Source organism: Exiguobacterium sp. s192, from assembly GCF_018618795.1.
In the GTDB taxonomy this organism is placed as follows: Bacteria; Bacillota; Bacilli; order Exiguobacteriales; family Exiguobacteriaceae; genus Exiguobacterium_A; species Exiguobacterium_A undae.
Window position 1 is genome coordinate 1 of sequence record NZ_JACSMS010000017.1, and the last position, 18817, is coordinate 18817.

22 protein-coding genes and 1 rRNA gene are annotated in these 18817 nt (G+C 48.8%); 22 read left to right on the top strand and 1 reads right to left on the bottom strand.

Annotation, left to right across the window (positions count from 1 at the left end; all coding sequences use genetic code 11):
* Positions 1-8: 8 nt before the first annotated feature.
* The 10 genes from rrf (at position 9) to rsmI (ending at position 6655) form a co-directional block, all read left to right on the top strand.
* Positions 9-124, top strand: a 5S ribosomal RNA gene (gene rrf / locus KNP87_RS16170).
* A gap of 70 nt (positions 125-194) precedes the next feature.
* A complete protein-coding gene (locus KNP87_RS16175) occupies positions 195-1613 on the top strand; it encodes an aminotransferase class I/II-fold pyridoxal phosphate-dependent enzyme (protein ID WP_251135662.1) in 1419 nt (472 codons plus the stop codon).
* Positions 1610-2248: a dTMP kinase gene (tmk, locus tag KNP87_RS16180; protein ID WP_028105334.1), complete on the top strand. Its 639-nt coding sequence runs from the start codon at positions 1610-1612 to the stop codon at positions 2246-2248. The genes KNP87_RS16175 and tmk overlap by 4 nt, the downstream gene beginning before the upstream one ends.
* Positions 2245-2574 carry a cyclic-di-AMP receptor gene (locus tag KNP87_RS16185; RefSeq protein WP_012368937.1) on the top strand — a complete coding sequence of 110 codons (330 nt, stop codon included), beginning with the start codon at positions 2245-2247 and terminating at the stop codon, positions 2572-2574. The genes tmk and KNP87_RS16185 overlap by 4 nt, the downstream gene beginning before the upstream one ends.
* On the top strand, positions 2574-3566 hold the full coding sequence (locus tag KNP87_RS16190; protein ID WP_026831564.1) for a DNA polymerase: 993 nt from the start codon (positions 2574-2576) through the stop codon (positions 3564-3566). The genes KNP87_RS16185 and KNP87_RS16190 overlap by 1 nt, the downstream gene beginning before the upstream one ends.
* Positions 3567-3572: 6 nt before the next feature.
* Positions 3573-4403 carry a PSP1 domain-containing protein gene (locus tag KNP87_RS16195; protein WP_026827009.1) on the top strand — a complete coding sequence of 277 codons (831 nt, stop codon included), beginning with the start codon at positions 3573-3575 and terminating at the stop codon, positions 4401-4403.
* Positions 4400-4762, top strand: coding sequence for a DNA replication initiation control protein YabA (gene yabA, locus KNP87_RS16200; protein WP_026831563.1), 363 nt, complete (start codon positions 4400-4402; stop codon positions 4760-4762). The genes KNP87_RS16195 and yabA overlap by 4 nt, the downstream gene beginning before the upstream one ends.
* A gap of 49 nt (positions 4763-4811) precedes the next feature.
* The gene (locus KNP87_RS16205; protein ID WP_214722304.1) at positions 4812-5549 is read left to right on the top strand and encodes a tRNA1(Val) (adenine(37)-N6)-methyltransferase; all 738 of its coding nucleotides are present in this window, start codon (positions 4812-4814) and stop codon (positions 5547-5549) included.
* Complete coding sequence (locus KNP87_RS16210; RefSeq protein WP_026831561.1) at positions 5542-5823, top strand: GIY-YIG nuclease family protein; 282 nt, start codon at positions 5542-5544, stop codon at positions 5821-5823. Before KNP87_RS16205 ends, KNP87_RS16210 begins: the two co-directional genes overlap by 8 nt.
* Entirely contained in the window at positions 5801-6655 is an 855-nt protein-coding gene (rsmI, locus tag KNP87_RS16215) for a 16S rRNA (cytidine(1402)-2'-O)-methyltransferase (RefSeq protein WP_026831560.1), read from the top strand. Before KNP87_RS16210 ends, rsmI begins: the two co-directional genes overlap by 23 nt.
* 38 nt (positions 6656-6693) lie before the next feature.
* On the opposite strand, the gene KNP87_RS16220 is transcribed toward rsmI, so the two are convergent.
* A complete protein-coding gene (locus KNP87_RS16220; protein WP_012368944.1) occupies positions 6694-6990 on the bottom strand; it encodes a transition state genes transcriptional regulator AbrB in 297 nt (98 codons plus the stop codon).
* A 340-nt stretch (positions 6991-7330) separates the two neighbouring features.
* On the opposite strand from KNP87_RS16220, the gene metG reads away from it, so the two are divergent.
* The 12 genes from metG (at position 7331) to pth (ending at position 18777) form a co-directional block, all read left to right on the top strand.
* The gene (gene metG, locus KNP87_RS16225; RefSeq protein WP_119924083.1) at positions 7331-9286 is read left to right on the top strand and encodes a methionine--tRNA ligase; all 1956 of its coding nucleotides are present in this window, start codon (positions 7331-7333) and stop codon (positions 9284-9286) included.
* Positions 9287-9345: 59 nt separating this feature from the next.
* The gene (locus KNP87_RS16230; RefSeq protein ID WP_119924084.1) at positions 9346-10113 is read left to right on the top strand and encodes a TatD family hydrolase; all 768 of its coding nucleotides are present in this window, start codon (positions 9346-9348) and stop codon (positions 10111-10113) included.
* Positions 10110-11393: a 3D domain-containing protein gene (locus KNP87_RS16235; RefSeq protein WP_214722305.1), complete on the top strand. Its 1284-nt coding sequence runs from the start codon at positions 10110-10112 to the stop codon at positions 11391-11393. Before KNP87_RS16230 ends, KNP87_RS16235 begins: the two co-directional genes overlap by 4 nt.
* Positions 11394-11462: 69 nt before the next feature.
* Complete coding sequence (gene rnmV / locus KNP87_RS16240; protein WP_026831556.1) at positions 11463-12020, top strand: ribonuclease M5; 558 nt, start codon at positions 11463-11465, stop codon at positions 12018-12020.
* Entirely contained in the window at positions 12017-12895 is an 879-nt protein-coding gene (gene rsmA / locus KNP87_RS16245) for a 16S rRNA (adenine(1518)-N(6)/adenine(1519)-N(6))-dimethyltransferase RsmA (protein ID WP_026831555.1), read from the top strand. The genes rnmV and rsmA overlap by 4 nt, the downstream gene beginning before the upstream one ends.
* A gap of 84 nt (positions 12896-12979) precedes the next feature.
* Positions 12980-13219, top strand: a complete 240-nt coding sequence (locus tag KNP87_RS16250) for a Veg family protein (RefSeq protein ID WP_012368950.1) — start codon at positions 12980-12982, stop codon at positions 13217-13219.
* Between the two features lie 96 nt (positions 13220-13315).
* Positions 13316-14176, top strand: coding sequence for a 4-(cytidine 5'-diphospho)-2-C-methyl-D-erythritol kinase (gene ispE, locus KNP87_RS16255; protein ID WP_028105329.1), 861 nt, complete (start codon positions 13316-13318; stop codon positions 14174-14176).
* Between the two features lie 69 nt (positions 14177-14245).
* Positions 14246-15085 (top strand): pur operon repressor, encoded by an 840-nt coding sequence (purR, locus tag KNP87_RS16260; RefSeq protein ID WP_026831553.1) that lies wholly within the window; start codon positions 14246-14248, stop codon positions 15083-15085.
* 162 nt (positions 15086-15247) lie between these two features.
* The gene (gene spoVG / locus KNP87_RS16265) at positions 15248-15559 is read left to right on the top strand and encodes a septation regulator SpoVG (RefSeq protein WP_026831552.1); all 312 of its coding nucleotides are present in this window, start codon (positions 15248-15250) and stop codon (positions 15557-15559) included.
* Between the two features lie 167 nt (positions 15560-15726).
* Positions 15727-17076 (top strand): bifunctional UDP-N-acetylglucosamine diphosphorylase/glucosamine-1-phosphate N-acetyltransferase GlmU, encoded by a 1350-nt coding sequence (gene glmU, locus KNP87_RS16270; RefSeq protein WP_028105328.1) that lies wholly within the window; start codon positions 15727-15729, stop codon positions 17074-17076.
* Positions 17077-17142: 66 nt separating this feature from the next.
* A complete protein-coding gene (locus KNP87_RS16275) occupies positions 17143-18099 on the top strand; it encodes a ribose-phosphate diphosphokinase (protein WP_014969100.1) in 957 nt (318 codons plus the stop codon).
* 120 nt (positions 18100-18219) lie between these two features.
* On the top strand, positions 18220-18777 hold the full coding sequence (pth, locus tag KNP87_RS16280) for an aminoacyl-tRNA hydrolase (protein WP_026831550.1): 558 nt from the start codon (positions 18220-18222) through the stop codon (positions 18775-18777).
* The last annotated feature ends 40 nt before the right edge of the window (positions 18778-18817 follow it).

The following is an 18817-nucleotide window of genomic DNA, read 5'->3' on the forward strand; positions in this document are numbered from 1 at the left end:
GCCCGTCGTCTGGTGACGATAGCCAAGTGGTCACACCCGTTCCCATGCCGAACACGGAAGTTAAGCACTTGAACGCCGAAAGTAGTTGGGGGCTTCCCCCTGTGAGGATAGGACGTTGCCAGGCAATTGAAGAAACCGATCTGCATCTGCAGGTCGGTTTTTTTGTACTTTAAATCAGAAAGGACTGTACGGATATGAAAGGTCGGATGCCGATTGTTGAAGCACTGTATGCTCATGTAGAAAGGAAAGCTAGTTCTTGGCACGTTCCCGGTCATAAAAACGGAACGTTACTAAACGGCTTACCTTCTTTTTTAGAATGGGATAAAACAGAGTTGGCTGGTTTGGATGATTTTCATCATCCTGAAGAAGCCATCTACGAAGCAAAACTTTTATTGCGTCAAATCTATGATGCCTCGGACAGTCATTTTCTGGTGAATGGATCGACTGTCGGGAATTGGGCGATGTTAGCAGCAGTTGCGAGTCGTGGAGACCGGATCTACGTGCAACGGAACTCACACAAGTCTGTTTTTAATGCGTTGGAATGGTTGGGGTTATCGCCTGTTTTAATGGAACCGGACTACCATGCAACAGGAATCAGCGGAAATGTTTCACGTGAAACATTAGAAGAGGCCTTGAAGCTGTATCCCGGAGGAGTAGCAGTCTTTTTGACGTCACCCACCTATTATGGAGAAAGCGCCGAGATTGATAAATGGGTTCAATTGACGAAGTCGCACGGGTTACCCTTACTCGTCGATGAAGCACATGGTGCACATTTTGGGGAAGCTTTTGGAGTTCGCTCTGCCTTTGAGTTAGGTGCAACCGCCGTTGTTCAATCTGCCCATAAGACATTACCTGCATTGACGATGGGGGCGTGGATCCATGAACGTTTCACGGATGACGAACGAAGACGGCTAACACGTGCGCTTCAAGCCTTTCAAACGTCCAGTCCGTCCTACTTGCTGATGGCTTCACTTGATTTTGCCCGCGATTACCGTCAACAATTTACGGTTGAACAGATGTTGGAAATACGGAACAGCCATGAACACTTTCACCAACAACTCAATCAACACACTGAGCTGGACGTATTTACGTTTGATGATTGGTCGCGGATGATTGTCTCCTGCCGCGGGTATTCCGGGAATCAAGTGTTGGCAGCATTGGCCAAGCAGGGGATAGATGCAGAGTTTGCTCTCGGGGAACATGTCGTTTGTATTTTACCGTTGCGCCTCTTACCGGAATCCGAACGGAATGCATGGATTGAACAAATCAAACAGGCACTTGATATGATGAAAACAGAAGGAATTCCCGATAAAAGGTATATGGAACAACCTATTATGGGTAAAATAAAGGTATCATCACTTGCTTGTCCACTCGATCAACTGGAGCGTACCGTGGCAGTCGAACGGTCTTTTGAAGAGGCAGTCGATTCTGTTTCACTTGAGACGATCATTCCCTATCCCCCCGGTGTTCCACTCTTACTACGGGGCGAACGGGTGACGCAAGCACACATCGAAATGATGAAGCAGTATATGACCACATCCGTCCATCTCCAAGGTGGGGAGCTTCTATATGAAGGAAAATTGCGTGTGATACAGGAAGGAATTACAGAATGACAGGAACTTTTATTACCGTAGAGGGGCCAGATGGCGCCGGAAAAACGACTCAATTACAACTACTTGCAGATCATTTGAAAGCCGAAGGATATGAAATCGTGATGACGCGGGAACCGGGCGGCACACGAATCGGTAATGAAATTCGGTCATTGATTTTGAATCCGGATTTTAAAGAGATGGATGAGATGACCGAAATTCTACTGTACGCGGCGTCACGCGCGCAACATGTCAATGAATTGATCCGCCCGGCCCTTGCCGCCGGGAAAATCGTGTTATGCGATCGGTTCATCGATGCATCGATTGCCTATCAAGGATATGGACTGGGTTATTCCATTGAACAGGTGCAGGAAATCAACCGGCAAGCCACAAACGGTTTGACACCCGACCGGACTTATCTGTTTGACTTGACGGTCGCGGATTCGAAACGACGAATGGTGGAGCGGGGGGCGCTCGACCGGATTGAGCAACGAGATGACGGCTTCCGTCAACGGGTATATGAAGGATTTTTGACATTAGCCGAACAGGAGCCGGAGCGGATTCAACTGGTAGACGCCAACCACTCAATCGATGACTTACAACAAATCTTGCGTCAGGATGTCCTGACCTATCTAGAGAAAAGGGAGCGATTATCATGAAAATGGTTATTACGATTGTTCAAGATAAAGACAGCTTACGTTTAGCAGAAGCATTGGTCGAACATGATTTCCGGGCGACAAAACTTGCAACGACGGGTGGATTCCTGAAAGAGGGAAACACGACGTTCATGATTGGTGTTCAGAGTGAACGCTTGGATGACTTGATGCGTCTGATTAAAAAGAATTGTTCGAGCCGGGAACAGATGGTTTCGCCAATCTCCCCAATGGGCGGTCATGCTGATTCCTATATCCCTTATCCTGTTGAAGTACAGGTCGGTGGAGCGACGGTGTTCGTCTTGCCAATCGAAGGGTTTCATCAATTCTGATGCAAACATTCCATGAACTAGAACAAACACAATCGGTCATCGCGACCATTTTACAAAATTCGTTACGGACCAATCGGATCAATCATGCTTATATCTTTACCGGAGACTATGAGCCGCTTCTTCTGGAGGCGGCTCAGTTGTTCGCCAAAAGTCTGTTTTGTGAGAAAAAAGATCAAATCGAGCCGTGTCAAACATGCCGGAGTTGCCGCCGGATGGACAGTGGGAACTTGGTCGACTACTATCAAATCGAACCGGATGGGGCGACGATCAAGAAGGAACAGATTCAGCAGTTGATGCATGATCTGTCGTTGCGTGGTCTCGAAGGGGATCGCCAAATCTACGTCGTGACGCAATCGCATAAGATGACGCCGCAAGCCGCGAACAGTTTATTGAAGTTCTTTGAAGAACCGGGTGCGGGAAAAGTGGCGATTTTAATCACGAATCAGCCGCAGTTGTTGTTACCGACGATTCGTTCACGCGGTCAATTGTTAAGTTTTCGACCGGCGGATCGCTTGTTGATCGGACAGGTCTTATCCGAAAAAACGGGACGGGATAGCGAATTAACCCAACTCGCTGCACGGGTCTATCCGAAAATCGAGGATGCGGAGCAGGCATTGGTCGAAGACTGGTTTGTAAATGCGCGAGTGTCAGTGTTACAATTGATGGAGGAATTAGCGAATCGTCCGGCCGATTTACCTCTGTTCGTCCAAGAGAAATGGATCACTCAATTTAAAAACCGGCAAGATGCGCGGATTGGTCTGGAACTGGTGACGTGTTTCTTTGAAGATGTCCTGCATCTTAAACTGAATCCGTCATGGGAAATGATCACCTATGCAAACAGCCGACCATTACTTGAACAGATGGGTGGAAAAAGTCAGACGACGATCACACGTTGGTTGCAGGCAGTACTCGCAGCCGTTAAACGGATCGAAGCAAATGTTAATCCTCAATTAACAGTTGAGCGTCTCATGTTTGACTTACAGAAAGGGTAGAGCGATATGCTAGAAGTAGTAGGCGTTCGCTTTAAAGAAGCGGGCAAAATTTATTATTTTGCACCTGGACAAGAGTCATTATCACGAGGACAATCCGTCATCGTTGAGACAGTGCGGGGCATTGAATATGGTGAAGTGGTAATTGCCGATAAACAAATGGACGAAGATGATGTGGTCTTGCCGCTGAAATCAATTCTTCGCGTCGCGGATGATAAAGACGCGATGATTGTCCGTGAAAATAAAATGGCGGCGTTTGATGCGCACGCTGTCTGCGTCGAAAAAATTCGGGAGCACAAGCTCGATATGAAATTAGTCGACGTCGAATATACATTTGATCGAAATAAAGTCATTTTCTATTTCACAGCCGAAGGTCGTGTCGACTTCCGTGAACTCGTCAAAGATTTAGCTGCGGTCTTCCGGACCCGGATTGAATTACGTCAAATCGGCGTACGGGATGAAGCGAAATTGCTTGGTGGAATCGGTCCGTGCGGCCGCGTCCTCTGTTGTTCTTCTTTCTTAGGAGAATTTGAACCCGTCTCGATCAAGATGGCAAAAGATCAAAATCTTTCCTTAAATCCAACCAAGATTTCTGGTGTGTGCGGTCGTTTGATGTGTTGTCTCAAATACGAAAATGACACGTACGAAGAAATGCGACGCGATTTGCCGGATTACGGAAAACGTCTGACCGTTCCTGAAGGGGAAGGACGGGTCGTTGGTCTGAATATCCTCGATCAAATCGTCCAAATCGAATTAAAAGACCGTTCCCGGGTCCTCACATACTCGATGGAGGAATTACTGTCCGTCGGTGCCGTAAAACAAAAACGACCAAAAGAATGACGGGGTGCATACGCGTGGAGAGAGTCGATAAAAAAGAAATCATTACGCGTGTCGATGCGATCGAGCAACAGATTCACTTGCTGACGGAGCATCTGAGCGTGTTAAAAGATCAGCTTGCTTATATGATGGAGGAGAATCAACACCTTTATCTTGAGAATCACCACCTCCGTGAGAAAGTGGAGCGTGATGAACAACAACCGATCACGGAAGAAGCGGAAGCGGAAGCCGGGGTTGGAGCCGGTTATGACAATTTAGGACGGCTCTATCAAGAAGGGTTCCATATTTGTAACCTGCATTATGGTCAAGTCCGTAAAGACGGAGACTGTCTGTTCTGCTTGTCCATGTTAACGAAACATTGAGAGGCTGACTTCCTAGGAGTCAGTCTTTTTTTCAGAAAGGAAGAACTGTATGGCTGAATTACTATCAGATGAGCGACTTGATCATCTGCTTGGAAAAGAAGGGCACATCATTCAAAGTCCCAGCGTATTTTCATATTCGCTTGATGCCGCGTTACTCGCACAATTCGCCTGGGTACCGATCCAACAAGGGAAATTAGTGGATCTTTGCGCCGGCAACGGGGCCATTCCGTTATTTTTATCGTACCGGACCAAAGGGACGATCACCGGTCTTGAAATTCAACCGCGTCTGGTCGACATGGCACGGCGCAGCATCGCGTTTAACGAAAAACAGGACCAGTTGAAGATGATCGAAGGAGATGTCAAGGAAGCAGGAAAACAGTTGGGATACGGGCTGTACGATGCCGTCACGTGTAACCCGCCATACTTCTTGGCTAACGAATCCTCGAACCGGAACCAAAGTGAACATTATACGATTGCCCGGCACGAAGTTTTATGTACGCTGGAAGATTGTATCCGGTCGGCCGCCGATCTCCTGAAGCAAGGCGGGAAAACGGCATTTGTCCATCGCCCGGAGCGTCTGCTCGACATCGTGACCTTGATGCGTCAGTACCGGCTCGAACCGAAGCGGATGCAACTGATTTATCCGAAAGAAGGCAAAGAAGCCAACATGCTGTTGATTGAAGGCATCAAAGACGCCAAACCGGGGTTAAAAGTATTATCCCCGTTCATCGTGTATGAACAGGATGATACGTACACCGAGCAGATGCGGAACCAGTTCGATGTCTGAGCACCACGCCGTCTATATCGTCCGTTGTCGGGACGGCAGTCTCTATACCGGATATGCCGTCGATGTTGAAAAACGGCTGGCGACACATAATGCCGGACAAGGGGCAAAATACACCCGGGCCAGACTGCCGGTCGTGCTCGAATACACCGAAACATTCACGACGAAGTCAGACGCCTTGAAACGAGAGTATGCAATCAAACAACTGACACGGACCAAAAAGGAACAACTCATTCAAGGAGGGATGACATCGCATGAAAGCAACCAGCAGCTTTAAAGGACAAACGGCGGGACTGTACATCGTTCCGACGCCGATCGGAAACTTAGAAGACATGACGTACCGGGCTGTCCGGATTTTACAAGAGTCGGATCTCGTCGCGGCGGAAGATACACGACAAACGATGAAACTCTTTAATCATTTTGAGATCGAGACGAAACTCGTCAGTTACCATGAACACAATAAACAGGTCAGCGGAGCACGTTTGCTCGCGGACTTACAGGACGGCAAACAAGTCGCACTCGTCTCGGACGCCGGGATGCCGGGCATTTCCGACCCGGGCAGTGATTTGATTCGCTTGGCGATCGACGCCGATGTACCGGTCATCGTCTTACCCGGAGCGAATGCAGCTTTGACGGCACTTGTCGCATCCGGTCTTGCGACGGAACGGTTCCTCTATTACGGGTTTTTACCGCGCAAGAAAAAAGAACGCCGGGAGGCACTGGAAACGGTTCGGTATGAGAGCGGCACCCTGATCTTCTATGAAGCACCCCATCGTTTAAAAGAGATGCTGGGGGCCTTGCGAGACGTACTCGGTGACCGTCAGCTGACGTTAGCCCGGGAACTGACGAAACGGTATGAAGAATACATCCGTGGATCAGTGACGGAAGCCCTCGAATGGGCGGGAGAAGACGTCCGCGGCGAGTTTGTCGTCATCGTCGAAGGAACAACCGAGGAACGGCCGAGCGAAATCGCGCAAGAAGCTGATCCGCTGCAACAAATCGAACGGTACATCGAACAAGGGGAAAAACCGAATGCTGCCTTGAAACGAGTGGCCAAGGAGCGGGGACTTGATCGTCAGGAACTGTACCTCCGTTATCATGAATCCTAAAAAAAGAAGCGACTCCGTTTGGAATCGCTTCTTTTGACTTATTCGTTTCCTGCGTAATGACGATCGAGGAAATCTTTTAACTCAACGAGGACACGTTGTGCGCCGTCTGGAGAGAGAATCAATTTACCATCTGCCAATTTGAAGTTATCTTCTGATACTTCGCCTGTTACTTGGCAAGTCATGTTTGGTTTGTATTTTTTAAGGATGATCTGCTCGTTGTCGACATAAATCTCGAGTGCATCCTTCTCTGCGATTTGAAGAGTCCGACGAAGTTCAATTGGAATAACTACCCGACCGAGCTCGTCTACTTTACGTACAATACCTGTTGATTTCATTTTGTTGTTCCTCCTCTGATGTCTAGGTTCTCTTTTTTTTTGGAAAATCGTCAAAATTCGACATCACTTCTATAGAATGTAGAATACTAAACTTTCCAAAAGTAGTCAACCAATCTGAATAGCTTGAAATCAAAATGTCATTTATTTCTCAAAAAAACCATATCTGAAACGATTTATTAATAGTTTTTCCCTTTTTAAAGGAAATGAAACTATTGAGTGTGTTTTTCTGTAATTTGATGTCTGATGTCAAAAAATGTTTCGATTCGACAAAAAACGAGTTTCGACACAGACGACAGAACAGCGTATAATAATGAAATGAAATACAGAACGGAGGAATATCATGGCAAAAACATTTTATATCACGACACCGATTTATTATCCTAGCGCAAAGCTACATATCGGTCATGCATACACGACGGTCGCGGGAGACGCGATGGCACGTTATAAACGCCTTCAAGGATTTGATGTTCGTTACTTAACAGGAACAGATGAGCACGGACAAAAAATTCAGGAAAAAGCAAAAGAAGCGGGCGTGTCGGAACAAGAGTTTGTCGACGGCGTCGTTGAACAGATCAAAGTCTTGTGGAATCGCCTGGATATCTCGTATGACGACTATATCCGGACGACAGAACCGCGTCACAAGGAAGTCGTGGAACGTGTGTTTGAGACGTTACTCGAAAAAGGGGACATCTATCTCGGCGAATATGAAGGATGGTATTCCGTTCCGGACGAAACGTATTACACCGAGTCACAACTCGTTGACGGCAAAAGCCCGGACAGCGGTCATCCGGTCGAACTCGTTCGGGAAGAGTGTTACTTCTTCCGAATCAGTCAATACGCGGATCGTTTAGTCGAGTACTATGAAGCGAACCCATCGTTCATCCTACCGGAATCGCGGAAACATGAGATGATCAACAACTTCATTAAACCAGGTCTTCAGGATCTTGCGGTCTCCCGGACAACATTCGATTGGGGCGTAAAAGTACCGTCGAACCCGAAACACGTTGTCTACGTCTGGGTCGATGCGTTGACGAACTACATCTCATCGCTTGGTTACGGGACGGATGATCAAGGAAACTTCGATAAATACTGGCCGGCGGATGTTCATCTGGTCGGAAAAGAAATCGTCCGCTTCCATACAATCGTTTGGCCGGCATTGCTGATGGCGCTTGACCTGCCGCTTCCGAAGCAAGTCTTTGCACACGGCTGGTTACTGATGAAGGATGGGAAGATGTCGAAGTCAAAAGGAAACGTCGTCGATCCGATTCCAATGATCGACCGGTATGGACTCGATGCGTTACGTTATTATCTGCTTCGTGAAGTGCCATTTGGATCAGACGGGATGTTCACACCAGAAGCATTCGTCGAACGGATGAACTTTGACCTTGCGAATGATCTCGGTAACTTACTCAACCGGACGATTGCGATGATCACAAAATACTTCGACGGTGTCATCCCGACCTATGTCGGAAATGTCACGCCGTTTGATGAGACATTGTCGACGCTTGCGAAAGAAACGGTCGAGAAAGTCGAAGCATCAATGGAGCATATGGAATTCTCGGTCGCTTTGTCGCACATCTGGCAATTGATCAGCCGGGCGAACAAGTACATCGATGAAACACAGCCGTGGGTGCTTGCAAAAGACGAAGCGAAAACAAACGAATTGGCTTCTTCGATGGTCCATCTGGTCGGCGCATTACGCCACGTTGCGATCATGCTGCAACCGTTCATGACACGTTCTCCAAAAGAAATGTTCCTTCAGCTTGGTCTTGAAGGACAGCCGATGGACTGGACAGCCCTTGAACAATTCGCAGCAATCGAGGAAGGAACAAAAGTGGGCGTCGCCCAACCGATCTTCCCGCGTCGCGACATGAAAGAAGAAGTCGAGGCAATCGTCGAGATGATGAAACAAGCGTCTGCTGCACGTGTCGAAGAAGAGACTGTCGAAGAAGAGGTCGATGCCGACGAGCGTCCGGAGACGACGATTGATGTCTTCGATCAAATCGAACTGCGTGTCGGGGAAGTCGTAACGGCTGAAAAAATCAAAAAAGCAAAAAAATTGTTGAAGTTAACCGTTGATATGGGGAAAGAGACCCGTCAAATCGTCTCTGGAATCGCTGAATGGTACGAGCCGGAAGATTTAGTCGGTCGGAAAGTCATCGTGGTCGCCAATTTAAAACCGGTCACATTACGGGGAGAATTGTCACAAGGAATGGTGCTGGCTGCTGAAAAATCAGGTAAGCTTGAACTAGCGACGGTCCCATCGACGATGGCAAACGGAGCAAGCGTAAAATAATTCAGATGCCTGTGGACTTCATGTCGCAGGCGTTTTTTTGAAAGAGGGAGTCGAACGGTATGTTAATTGATACACACACACATTTAAATTCGGATCAATTCGACGGTGACGTCGAGGAAACGATTGAACGGGCACGCGCAAACGGCGTGTCACCGATGATTGTCGTCGGATTTGATCATAAGACGATTGACCGGGCGATGGAACTGGTCGAGCACTATGATGATCTTTATGCGGTCATCGGCTGGCATCCTGTTGATTCGATTGATTTCGACGACGCGGCCTATCAGAAAGTCGAACGGTTGATGGATCATCCGAAAGTCGTCGCCCTAGGGGAAATCGGACTGGATTACCACTGGGATACATCACCGAAGGATGTCCAAGAAGAGGCGTTTCGAAAACAAATCCGCTTGGCGAAACAAAAAAATAAACCGATCGTCATTCACAACCGCGAGGCGACGGAAGATACACTCCGTATCCTCGAAGAAGAAGACGCCAAGGAAGTCGGTGGGATTTTGCACAGCTACAGCATGAGCGCAGAACTGTTACCGCGCTGTCTGGCGATGAACTTCTATATCTCACTCGGTGGACCCGTGACGTTTAAAAATGCGAAGACACCAAAACGGGTGGCGCAAGAAGTGCCGCTCGATCGTTTGCTCGTTGAGACGGACTGCCCGTACCTGACACCAACTCCATACCGCGGAAAACGAAACGAACCGGCGTACGTCCGATTCGTTGCGGAAGAAATCGCACAGTTGCGCGGGATGATGTATGCGGATATCGAACAGGCGACGACTGAAAACGCAAAACGCGTATTCCGGCTTCCATGATTCGATCGGTCGCTTATATGACGATTGGCGCGACGCTGTTGCTGATCGCCAGTCTACTCTATCTGTCGATGGATCACCCCCGTACGGTTACGATTATGGTGGACGGACGCGAGACACAGGTCGAGACGCTTGAAACTTCGGTGTACGGTGTGTTGCAGGAAGCGGGAATTTCCGTCCGCGCTCAGGATGAAATCGAGCCGGCGCTCAGTGCCGATCTTCCGGACAATGATTTGATTGTCGTTCAACCGGCGAAAGAAGTCACCTTGATCATGGGATACGGGGAAGCACAAACCGTCAGAACCCAAGCTCGGCGGGTGGATGATCTATTGAAGGAACGCGGCATCAAACAAATGGAGACTGACGACATTTATCCGGCAAAAGATGCGGTCTTGACGACCGGGATGACGGTCCGGTACCGGGAAGCGTTCCCGGTCGAATTGATCGTTGAAGGAAAAGCCCGGGAAATCTATACGTATCAGACGACAGTCCGGGAGCTGTTGGCGATGCAGGGCGTGAAGCTGCAAGCGGAAGATAAAGTATTGCCGAGTCTTGAGACGACGGTCCAAAAAGATATGCTCGTCACGGTCAATACGACGCGGCGTGCTGTTTTGACGGAAGAACAGCTGTTACCGTTTGAGGTCGAGACGATTGAAGACGATACACTGCCGGTCGGCGAACAGTTAGTGACGAAAACCGGACGCCCCGGGATCCGGACGCAAAAGTACCAATTGACGCTTGCGGACGGTCTGAGCAAAGAAAAGAAATTAATTGCGAATGATGTGACGAGTCAACCGGTTAAACAAGTCGTGAAAGTCGGAACAAAACCCGTCGAGGCGGTTGCCGCCACACCGGCACCGGTCTTCGATAAGGAAAAAGCGACAGTGCCGTTAGCGGAAGCACCTCAGGCTGCAACGGATTTGGATTTTAAAGAAGCAAAAACCCTGATGGTGGAAGCGACGGCCTACACCAATGATCCGGCATCGAACGGAAGTCGGTTGTATGATGGACGTGCCTTGACGGCAACCGGTTACGACGTGACGGATACGATCACGTACCAAGGGTTACCAATCATCGCCGTCGATCCGAAAGTCATCCCGCTCGGCACAAAAGTTTATGTCGAAGGAGTCGGGCTTTCGATTGCGCTTGATACCGGCGGTGCGATCAAAGGCAATAAAATCGATGTTCTTGTAGACGGTGAAACGACAGCGAAACAGTTTGGTCGAAAAACGATTCAGATTTGGGTCATTCCGAACGAAGCAGAGACGGAAGCGGGCAATTGACGCTTCCTTGTTTTTTTTGTGGAAACAGGTACAATTACGGAAGTGTTTGAAAAAGGTGGAGAAGAAACGATGCGGAAACGCTTAAAAGAAGTCATCGTCGTAGAAGGACGGGACGATACGACACGGTTACAGGAAGTATTCGATGTCGATACAATTGAAACAAACGGTTCTGCTGTCAACGAACAGACGTTGCAACGCATCGCGAAAGCGCTCGAACGGCGCGGTGTGATCGTCTTTACCGATCCGGACTTCCCCGGGGACCGGATCCGGGCACGGATCAACGAGCGGGTTCCGGGATGTAAACAAGCTTACTTGCCACGGGCGGATGCCAAAGACAAACGCGGTAAAATCGGCGTCGAACACGCGTCACCGCAGGCGATTGAACGAGCCCTCAGCGCAGTGTATGAGACAGAAGAACAGCAGGAAGCGGAAGTGACGCGGGACATGATTCTCGCAGCCGATTTGATTGGCGGACCTGCTGCTTCGAAACGTCGCAAACGGCTTGGACAGGTGCTGGCAATCGGAGAGCCGAACGCGAAACAACTCGTCAAACGGGTGGCGTCGATTCGGATTACGAAACAAGAATGGGAAGATGCTTTGAGACAGATAGAGGAGGAACAGGATTGAAAGACATTGCAACATTGCACCGGACAAAGGAAATCTTGGCAAAACACGGATTTTCCTTCAAAAAGTCGTTAGGGCAAAACTTTTTAATTGATTTAAATGTACTGGGGAACATCGTTGGTGCCGCCAATTTAACACCGGACAGCGGAGTGCTTGAAATTGGTCCCGGGATTGGCTCGTTGACGGAGCAATCTGCGAAACAAGCGAAAAAGGTCGTGGCCCTTGAAATTGATCAACGGCTTTTACCAATCCTGGATGATTCACTGGCACCGTATCCTCACGTCAAGGTCATCCACGGTGATGCGCTTGAGCTCGATCTTGAGACAATCGTCGATCAGGAATTCACGCAACAAGGCATTACCGATCTTGCGGTCGTCGCGAACCTTCCATACTATGTGACGACGCCGATCATCATGCGGATTCTGGAAGCACGGACACCGTTCCGGACATTGATCATGATGATTCAAAAAGAGGTGGCGGAACGAATCGGAGCGAAACCGGGGACAAAAGCCTACGGCTCGTTATCGATTGCCATTCAATACTATGCGGAAGCGGAAGTGTGCTTCACGGTTCCGAAACACGTGTTCATTCCGGCACCAAACGTCGATTCGGCTGTCATCCGTCTGAACATCCGAAAGGAACCGGCCGTTAAGACGTTGGATGAGAAGTTGTTCTTTGAAGTGACGCGTGCCAGTTTCGCGCAACGTCGGAAGACGATTTTGAATAACTTATCCAGTCACTTCGGAAAAGCCGAGAAAGAGGCGGTTGAGGCAGCGTTGCACGAAGCGGGAATCGATCCGCGCCGTCGCGGTGAGACACTCAGTCTGCAGGAATTCGCACAGCTGGCCGACGCACTTTTGCCGATTAAAAAACGTTGACGGTAGACAAAAGAACGGATATAATATTTGCCCTTTCTAATATTTAATTCATATGCTATAATAAATATTAGTGAGGTGAAGCGTATGCCAAAGACGTTGAACGAAATCAGACATGTTTTTGAAACACATGTTGGTGAAAGACTGACGCTAAAAGCAAGCGGCGGTCGTAAAAAGGTCGTAACCCGAATCGGAACGCTCGTTGAGACGTATCCATCGGTGTTTGTAGTCAAGCTAGACGCAGAGCGCCACAATGTCGAGCGAGTTTCTTATAGCTATGCCGACGTATTAACCGACTCCGTACAAATCGAATTTGCGAATTCGTAAACTTACCTTCCGAAGCGGACAGAAATGTTCGCTTCTTTTTTTGTGCAAAGGTTGATACAATTCGTACAGGATACGTACTAGAGGAGGAACGGCACGATGACGATTATTGTAAAAGCACCAGCAAAAATCAATTTAGTATTGGATGCGACGGCGAAACGTCCGGACGGTTATCATGATGTACATATGGTGATGACGACAGTTGATTTGGCAGACCGGCTCGAACTAACGGAATTAGCTTCGGGTGAGATTCGGATGAATGCGCAACATGCGTATGTGCCGAACGACGAACGCAACTTAGCGTACAAGGCGGCAGCGGTCTTGAAAGAGCGCTTTGATATCAAGAGCGGGGTCGAGATCTACCTTGAGAAACACATTCCGGTCGCAGCCGGATTAGCGGGCGGCTCGAGTGATGCGGCAGCGACGCTGCGTGGGCTGAACGAATTGTGGAAGCTCGATTTAACGCTTGAACAATTGGCGGAAATCGGAGCAGAAGTTGGTTCCGATGTTCCCTTCTGTGTCATGGGCGGAACAGCGATCGCGACCGGACGTGGTGAGAAACTGGAGAAACTCGTGTCTCCTCCGCCGTGCTGGGTCGTCCTCGCGAAACCGACGATCGGTGTCTCGACGGCAGACGTGTACGGGGCACTGGATTTAAAGACAGCCGAGCGCCCGGATGTCGAGGCGATGATCGAGGCCGTTAAAAACCAGGACTTCACGGCGATTTGTGATGCGCTGGGCAATGTTCTTGAGTCGGTGACCTTACCGATGCATCCGGAAGTCGAACAGATTAAAGCATTTATGACGAGTTGCGGCGCGGAAGGCGTCTTGATGAGCGGGAGCGGACCAACTGTCTTCGCTTTGACGGAACATGAGAATCGTGCACAACGGCTCTATAACGGATTACGAGGTTTTTGCAACGAAGTCTACGTCGTTCGTCTTTTAGGGGAAAACCATTGATAGTTTCCGTATGAAAATGATATATTCACTAGTGAATATTCGGAATTACGGAGAGGTGGAACAATTTAGATGAAAATTCGGAGAAGCGGTCGGCTCGTAGACATGACACGTTACCTGCTGGACCATCCGCATCATCTGGTCTCATTGACGATATTCGCGGAACGTTATAAATCTGCGAAATCTTCGATCAGTGAAGATTTAGATATTGTCAGTGAAATGTTAGAGCATGAGGGGACAGGTCGACTCGTCACCGTTCCTGGGGCAGCTGGAGGCGTCATGTTCATTCCGACGTGGAGCAGTGCGAAGGCGTTACCGTTTATCGATGAGTTATGTGAACGGGTCGCACGACCGGACCGTTTGTTGCCGGGCGGATACTTATATCTGACGGACTTGCTCGGGGATCCGCGGATGGTCAAACAGATGGGGCAAGTCTTCGCCTCTGTCTTCAGTCAGAAGAAGGTCGACGTGGTCATGACGATCGCGACGAAAGGGATTCCGCTTGCGTACGCGGTCGCCGAACAGCTGGGTGTACCGTTTGTGATCGTCCGCTCGGACAGCCGGGTGACGGAAGGATCAACCGTCAGCATCAATTATGTTTCCGGCTCGTCAAAAGCGATTCGGACGATGGCGCTGGCACGTCGGAGTCTTCCCCGTGGTGCCAATGTCCTGCTGATTGATGACTTCATGAAAGCCGGCGGAACGATTCGCGGCATGATGAGTCTGCTCAGTGAGTTTGAAGCGAACGTGGCGGGTGTCGGTGTGCTGATTGAAGCAGAAGGTGCCGAGAAGAAGATGGTCAATGAGTACGTCAGTCTGATGAAGCTTGCGGACGTCGACGTGGATCTTGGACAAATCCAAGTGAAGCGCGGAAATGTCGACCAGTATTTCACAGATGGTGACAATACCTGAATTTGACACACGATTTTTTTGTAACTATACTGTAATTATCAAACTTTTGGAAATTATGCGTAAAAAGATTGGCAAAAGCTAAACCTTTGAATGTTTTAAGCCGTAAGTAGAAGTAGACAACGAAGAGTTGTGACAACGGTTATAAAAAGGGGTGCGGACAAAATGAATGTCACCGACGTCAAGATTCGTCGCGTCGTAGCAGAGGGTCGAATGAAAGCACTTGCCTCGATTACGCTCGACCACGAATTTGTGGTCCATGATTTACGCGTGATCGAAGGGAACAGCGGTCTTTTCGTCGCGATGCCAAGCAAACGGACACAGGAAGGCATCTTTCGTGATGTCGCCCATCCAATCAATGCATTAATGCGAAAAAAGGTCGAAGATTCAGTATTAGAAGCATACGCGGTTCGTGAGGAAAATGCTGAAACGTCAGAGCTTGAGTTGACGCCACTTGAAGCGACCGATCGATCGTAATTCAATAGACAGGTTTCCGTTCATGGGAGAACCTGTCTTTTTTTGTGCTTTTTCATGACTTCCGCCCCGTCCCGTCATTGATTCGGTGCGCCATTTTCGTTATAGTGGGAACGAGTGGACTATTTCAGAAAGAAATCAACACTAATTTACATGGAGGAGCGACAAGGATGAATCATTTCGCGGTAATTCTAGCAGCGGGTAAAGGCACTCGGATGAAATCAAAGCTCTACAAAGTACTTCACCCAGTAGCTGGGAAGCCTATGGTACAACATGTCGTTGATCAGTTGACGACACTTGGTGTCACACGTCAAGTCGTTATTGTCGGTCACGGTGCAGAGTCTGTAAAAGAAGTGCTCGGCACATCGGTGGAATATGCACTTCAAAGCGAGCAGCTTGGCACGGGTCATGCTGTTCAAATGGCAGAACCTGTACTTGGGAACGAAACAGGCTCGACACTCGTCGTATGTGGAGATACGCCACTCCTGACGAGCACAACGCTTGAGTCACTCTTGCAGCATCATGCGGAAACAGGCGCAAAAGTGACGGTCCTAACCGCACATGCAGATGACGCCACAGGCTACGGTCGCATCGTTCGCGGCGAAGACGGAAACGTCTCGAAAATCGTCGAGCATAAGGATGCGAACGAACAAGAACTGGCAATCACAGAAATCAACACCGGAACGTACGTGTTTGACAATGAGATGTTGTTTGCGGCTTTAAAACAAGTCAAAAATGATAACGTACAAGGTGAATATTATTTACCGGACGTCATCGAAATCGCAAAAGCAGACGGCGAAACGATCGCTGCGTACGCTGCACCGACATTTGAAGAAACGATTGGCGTCAATGACCGTGTCGCGCTCGCGCAGGCGGAAACATCGATGCGCAAGCGGACAAATGAGCATTGGATGCGTCAAGGCGTCACGTTTGTTGATCCCTCTTCAACGTACATCGGACCGGACGTCGTGATCGGTTCGGATACAGTCTTGTACCCGGGGACACAATTGCTCGGAAAAACAACGATCGGTTCTGAATGCATCATCGGACCCAACTCGGATATTCGGGACAGTGAAGTCGCGGATCATGCCGTCGTCCGCCAATCGGTTGTGACGGACAGTCAAATTGGAGCAGCCGCACAAGTCGGTCCATTTGCCCATCTGCGTCAACAAGCCGTACTTGGTGCCAACACGCGCATCGGAAACTTCGTTGAAGTGAAGAAATCAACGTTCGGAGAAGGCAGCAAGTCTGCCCACTTAAGTTACGTCGGCGATGCCACAATCGGCAAAAACGTCAACTTAGGATGCGGTTCGATCACTGTCAACTACGATGGAACAAATAAATTCCAGACGGTCATCGAAGACGATGCCTTCATCGGCTGCAACGTCAACTTGATCGCACCGGTCACTGTCGGTAAAAATGCGCTTGTCGCAGCAGGATCGACCGTTACGGATGATGTTCCGGAAAACGGACTGGCAATCGCACGTGAGCGTCAGACAACTAAACCTGATTACCGTTAATTTTATTCGTTCATTTTACCTGTCGCTCTACTCGTCTAAACCCAAACAAATGGAGGCCACCTAACCATGTCTACTGTCTTAGAACATGAAATTCGTATTTTCGCCCTTAACTCGAACAAACCACTGGCAGAGGAAATCGCTAAAGTCATCGGGATTCCGGTCAGCGAAAGTTCAGTCAAACACTTCAGTGACGGCGAAATTTCAATGAACATCGAAGAAAGTGTCCGGGGGGATGATATTTACATCATTCAATCGACAAGCCAACCGGTCAATGAAAACCTGATGGAGTTGCTCATCATGATCGATGCGTTAAAACGAGCTTCCGCACGGACGATCAACGTCGTTATTCCGTATTACGGCTACGCGCGTCAAGACCGTAAAGCACGTTCACGTGAGCCGATCACAGCGAAGCTTGTTGCGAACTTGCTTGAAGTTGCCGGTGCGACACGCGTCGTGACGATGGATCTCCATGCAGCTCAAATCCAAGGTTTCTTCGATATTCCAGTAGATCAATTAATGGGTGTTCCCTTGCTTGCTTCTTACTTCGAGAAGAAGAACATCGACCCGAACGAACTCGTCATTGTTTCTCCAGACCATGGCGGTGTGACACGGGCACGTAAATTAGCGGAACAATTAAAAGCACCAATCGCGATCATCGATAAGCGTCGTCCAAAACCAAACGTGGCGGAAGTCATGAACATCGTTGGCCAAGTCGACGGAAAAATCGCGATCATCATCGATGACATCATCGATACAGCAGGAACGATCACACTCGCTGCCAACGCTTTGATTGAAAACGGGGCGAAGCAAGTGTATGCCTGCTGTACACACCCGGTTCTGTCGGGTCCTGCGATGGAACGGATCGAAAACTCGGCGATTGAAGAACTCGTCGTCTTGAACACAATTGATTTGACGAAACGTGAATGCGCAAGCAAAATCAAACAAATCTCTGTCGCACGTTTGCTTGCAGAAGCAATCATCCGTGTCCATGAGCAAAAATCAATCAGCCCGCTCTTTAGCTGATTTCAAACAGATATGAACGCCAAGGTCCGGTTTTTAGAAATCGGACCCTTGTGCGTTGTTGTTTTTCCACCATCTGACGGATTGAAGGATCCGGCAGGAGAAAGCAGAGGAGGTGACGGTATGAAATGTATCGTCGGTTTAGGCAATCCAGGCGCCAAGTACGCTAATACACGCCATAATATCGGTTTTTTGGCAATCGATGCACTGGCCAAGGAACACGGAATAAAATTAACCGAGTCGAAGTTTAAAGCGGTCTTCGGAACGGGAATGATTAAAGGGGAGCGCGTGGTCCTCGTTAAACCATTGACGTATATGAACTTGTCGGGTGAAGCGGTCCGTCCGTTACTCGATTTTTATAAAATTGCGGTCGAAGACGTCCTTGTCATCTATGATGACCTGGATTTGCCACTCGAGAAAATGCGTTTGCGTTCAAAAGGGAGTGCCGGAGGACATAACGGAGTCAAATCGTTGATCCAACATCTCGGTACACAAGACATTAAACGATTAAAATTAGGCGTCGGCCGGCCACCGGCACCGATCCAAGTCATCGACTGGGTCTTGATGCCGTTCGCAAAATCAGAACAGGTGACGTTGCAACATGTGTTATCTGATTCGGTTCATATCGCAACCGATTTTATCGATACGCCGTTTTTGGCGTTGATGAATCGTTATAACTGAACAAAACGCTTTGGACATCCAAAGCGTTTTTGCTGTCGTC

Coding starts and splice junctions, on each gene's coding strand:
- KNP87_RS16175 (WP_251135662.1), top strand. CDS start 195: ATGAAAGGTCGGATGCCGATTGTTGAAGCACTGTATGCTCATGTAGAA.
- tmk (WP_028105334.1), top strand. CDS start 1,610: ATGACAGGAACTTTTATTACCGTAGAGGGGCCAGATGGCGCCGGAAAA.
- KNP87_RS16185 (WP_012368937.1), top strand. CDS start 2,245: ATGAAAATGGTTATTACGATTGTTCAAGATAAAGACAGCTTACGTTTA.
- KNP87_RS16190 (WP_026831564.1), top strand. CDS start 2,574: ATGCAAACATTCCATGAACTAGAACAAACACAATCGGTCATCGCGACC.
- KNP87_RS16195 (WP_026827009.1), top strand. CDS start 3,573: ATGCTAGAAGTAGTAGGCGTTCGCTTTAAAGAAGCGGGCAAAATTTAT.
- yabA (WP_026831563.1), top strand. CDS start 4,400: ATGACGGGGTGCATACGCGTGGAGAGAGTCGATAAAAAAGAAATCATT.
- KNP87_RS16205 (WP_214722304.1), top strand. CDS start 4,812: ATGGCTGAATTACTATCAGATGAGCGACTTGATCATCTGCTTGGAAAA.
- KNP87_RS16210 (WP_026831561.1), top strand. CDS start 5,542: ATGTCTGAGCACCACGCCGTCTATATCGTCCGTTGTCGGGACGGCAGT.
- rsmI (WP_026831560.1), top strand. CDS start 5,801: ATGAAAGCAACCAGCAGCTTTAAAGGACAAACGGCGGGACTGTACATC.
- KNP87_RS16220 (WP_012368944.1), bottom strand. CDS start 6,990: ATGAAATCAACAGGTATTGTACGTAAAGTAGACGAGCTCGGTCGGGTA.
- metG (WP_119924083.1), top strand. CDS start 7,331: ATGGCAAAAACATTTTATATCACGACACCGATTTATTATCCTAGCGCA.
- KNP87_RS16230 (WP_119924084.1), top strand. CDS start 9,346: ATGTTAATTGATACACACACACATTTAAATTCGGATCAATTCGACGGT.
- KNP87_RS16235 (WP_214722305.1), top strand. CDS start 10,110: ATGATTCGATCGGTCGCTTATATGACGATTGGCGCGACGCTGTTGCTG.
- rnmV (WP_026831556.1), top strand. CDS start 11,463: ATGCGGAAACGCTTAAAAGAAGTCATCGTCGTAGAAGGACGGGACGAT.
- KNP87_RS16250 (WP_012368950.1), top strand. CDS start 12,980: ATGCCAAAGACGTTGAACGAAATCAGACATGTTTTTGAAACACATGTT.
- ispE (WP_028105329.1), top strand. CDS start 13,316: ATGACGATTATTGTAAAAGCACCAGCAAAAATCAATTTAGTATTGGAT.
- purR (WP_026831553.1), top strand. CDS start 14,246: ATGAAAATTCGGAGAAGCGGTCGGCTCGTAGACATGACACGTTACCTG.
- spoVG (WP_026831552.1), top strand. CDS start 15,248: ATGAATGTCACCGACGTCAAGATTCGTCGCGTCGTAGCAGAGGGTCGA.
- glmU (WP_028105328.1), top strand. CDS start 15,727: ATGAATCATTTCGCGGTAATTCTAGCAGCGGGTAAAGGCACTCGGATG.
- KNP87_RS16275 (WP_014969100.1), top strand. CDS start 17,143: ATGTCTACTGTCTTAGAACATGAAATTCGTATTTTCGCCCTTAACTCG.
- pth (WP_026831550.1), top strand. CDS start 18,220: ATGAAATGTATCGTCGGTTTAGGCAATCCAGGCGCCAAGTACGCTAAT.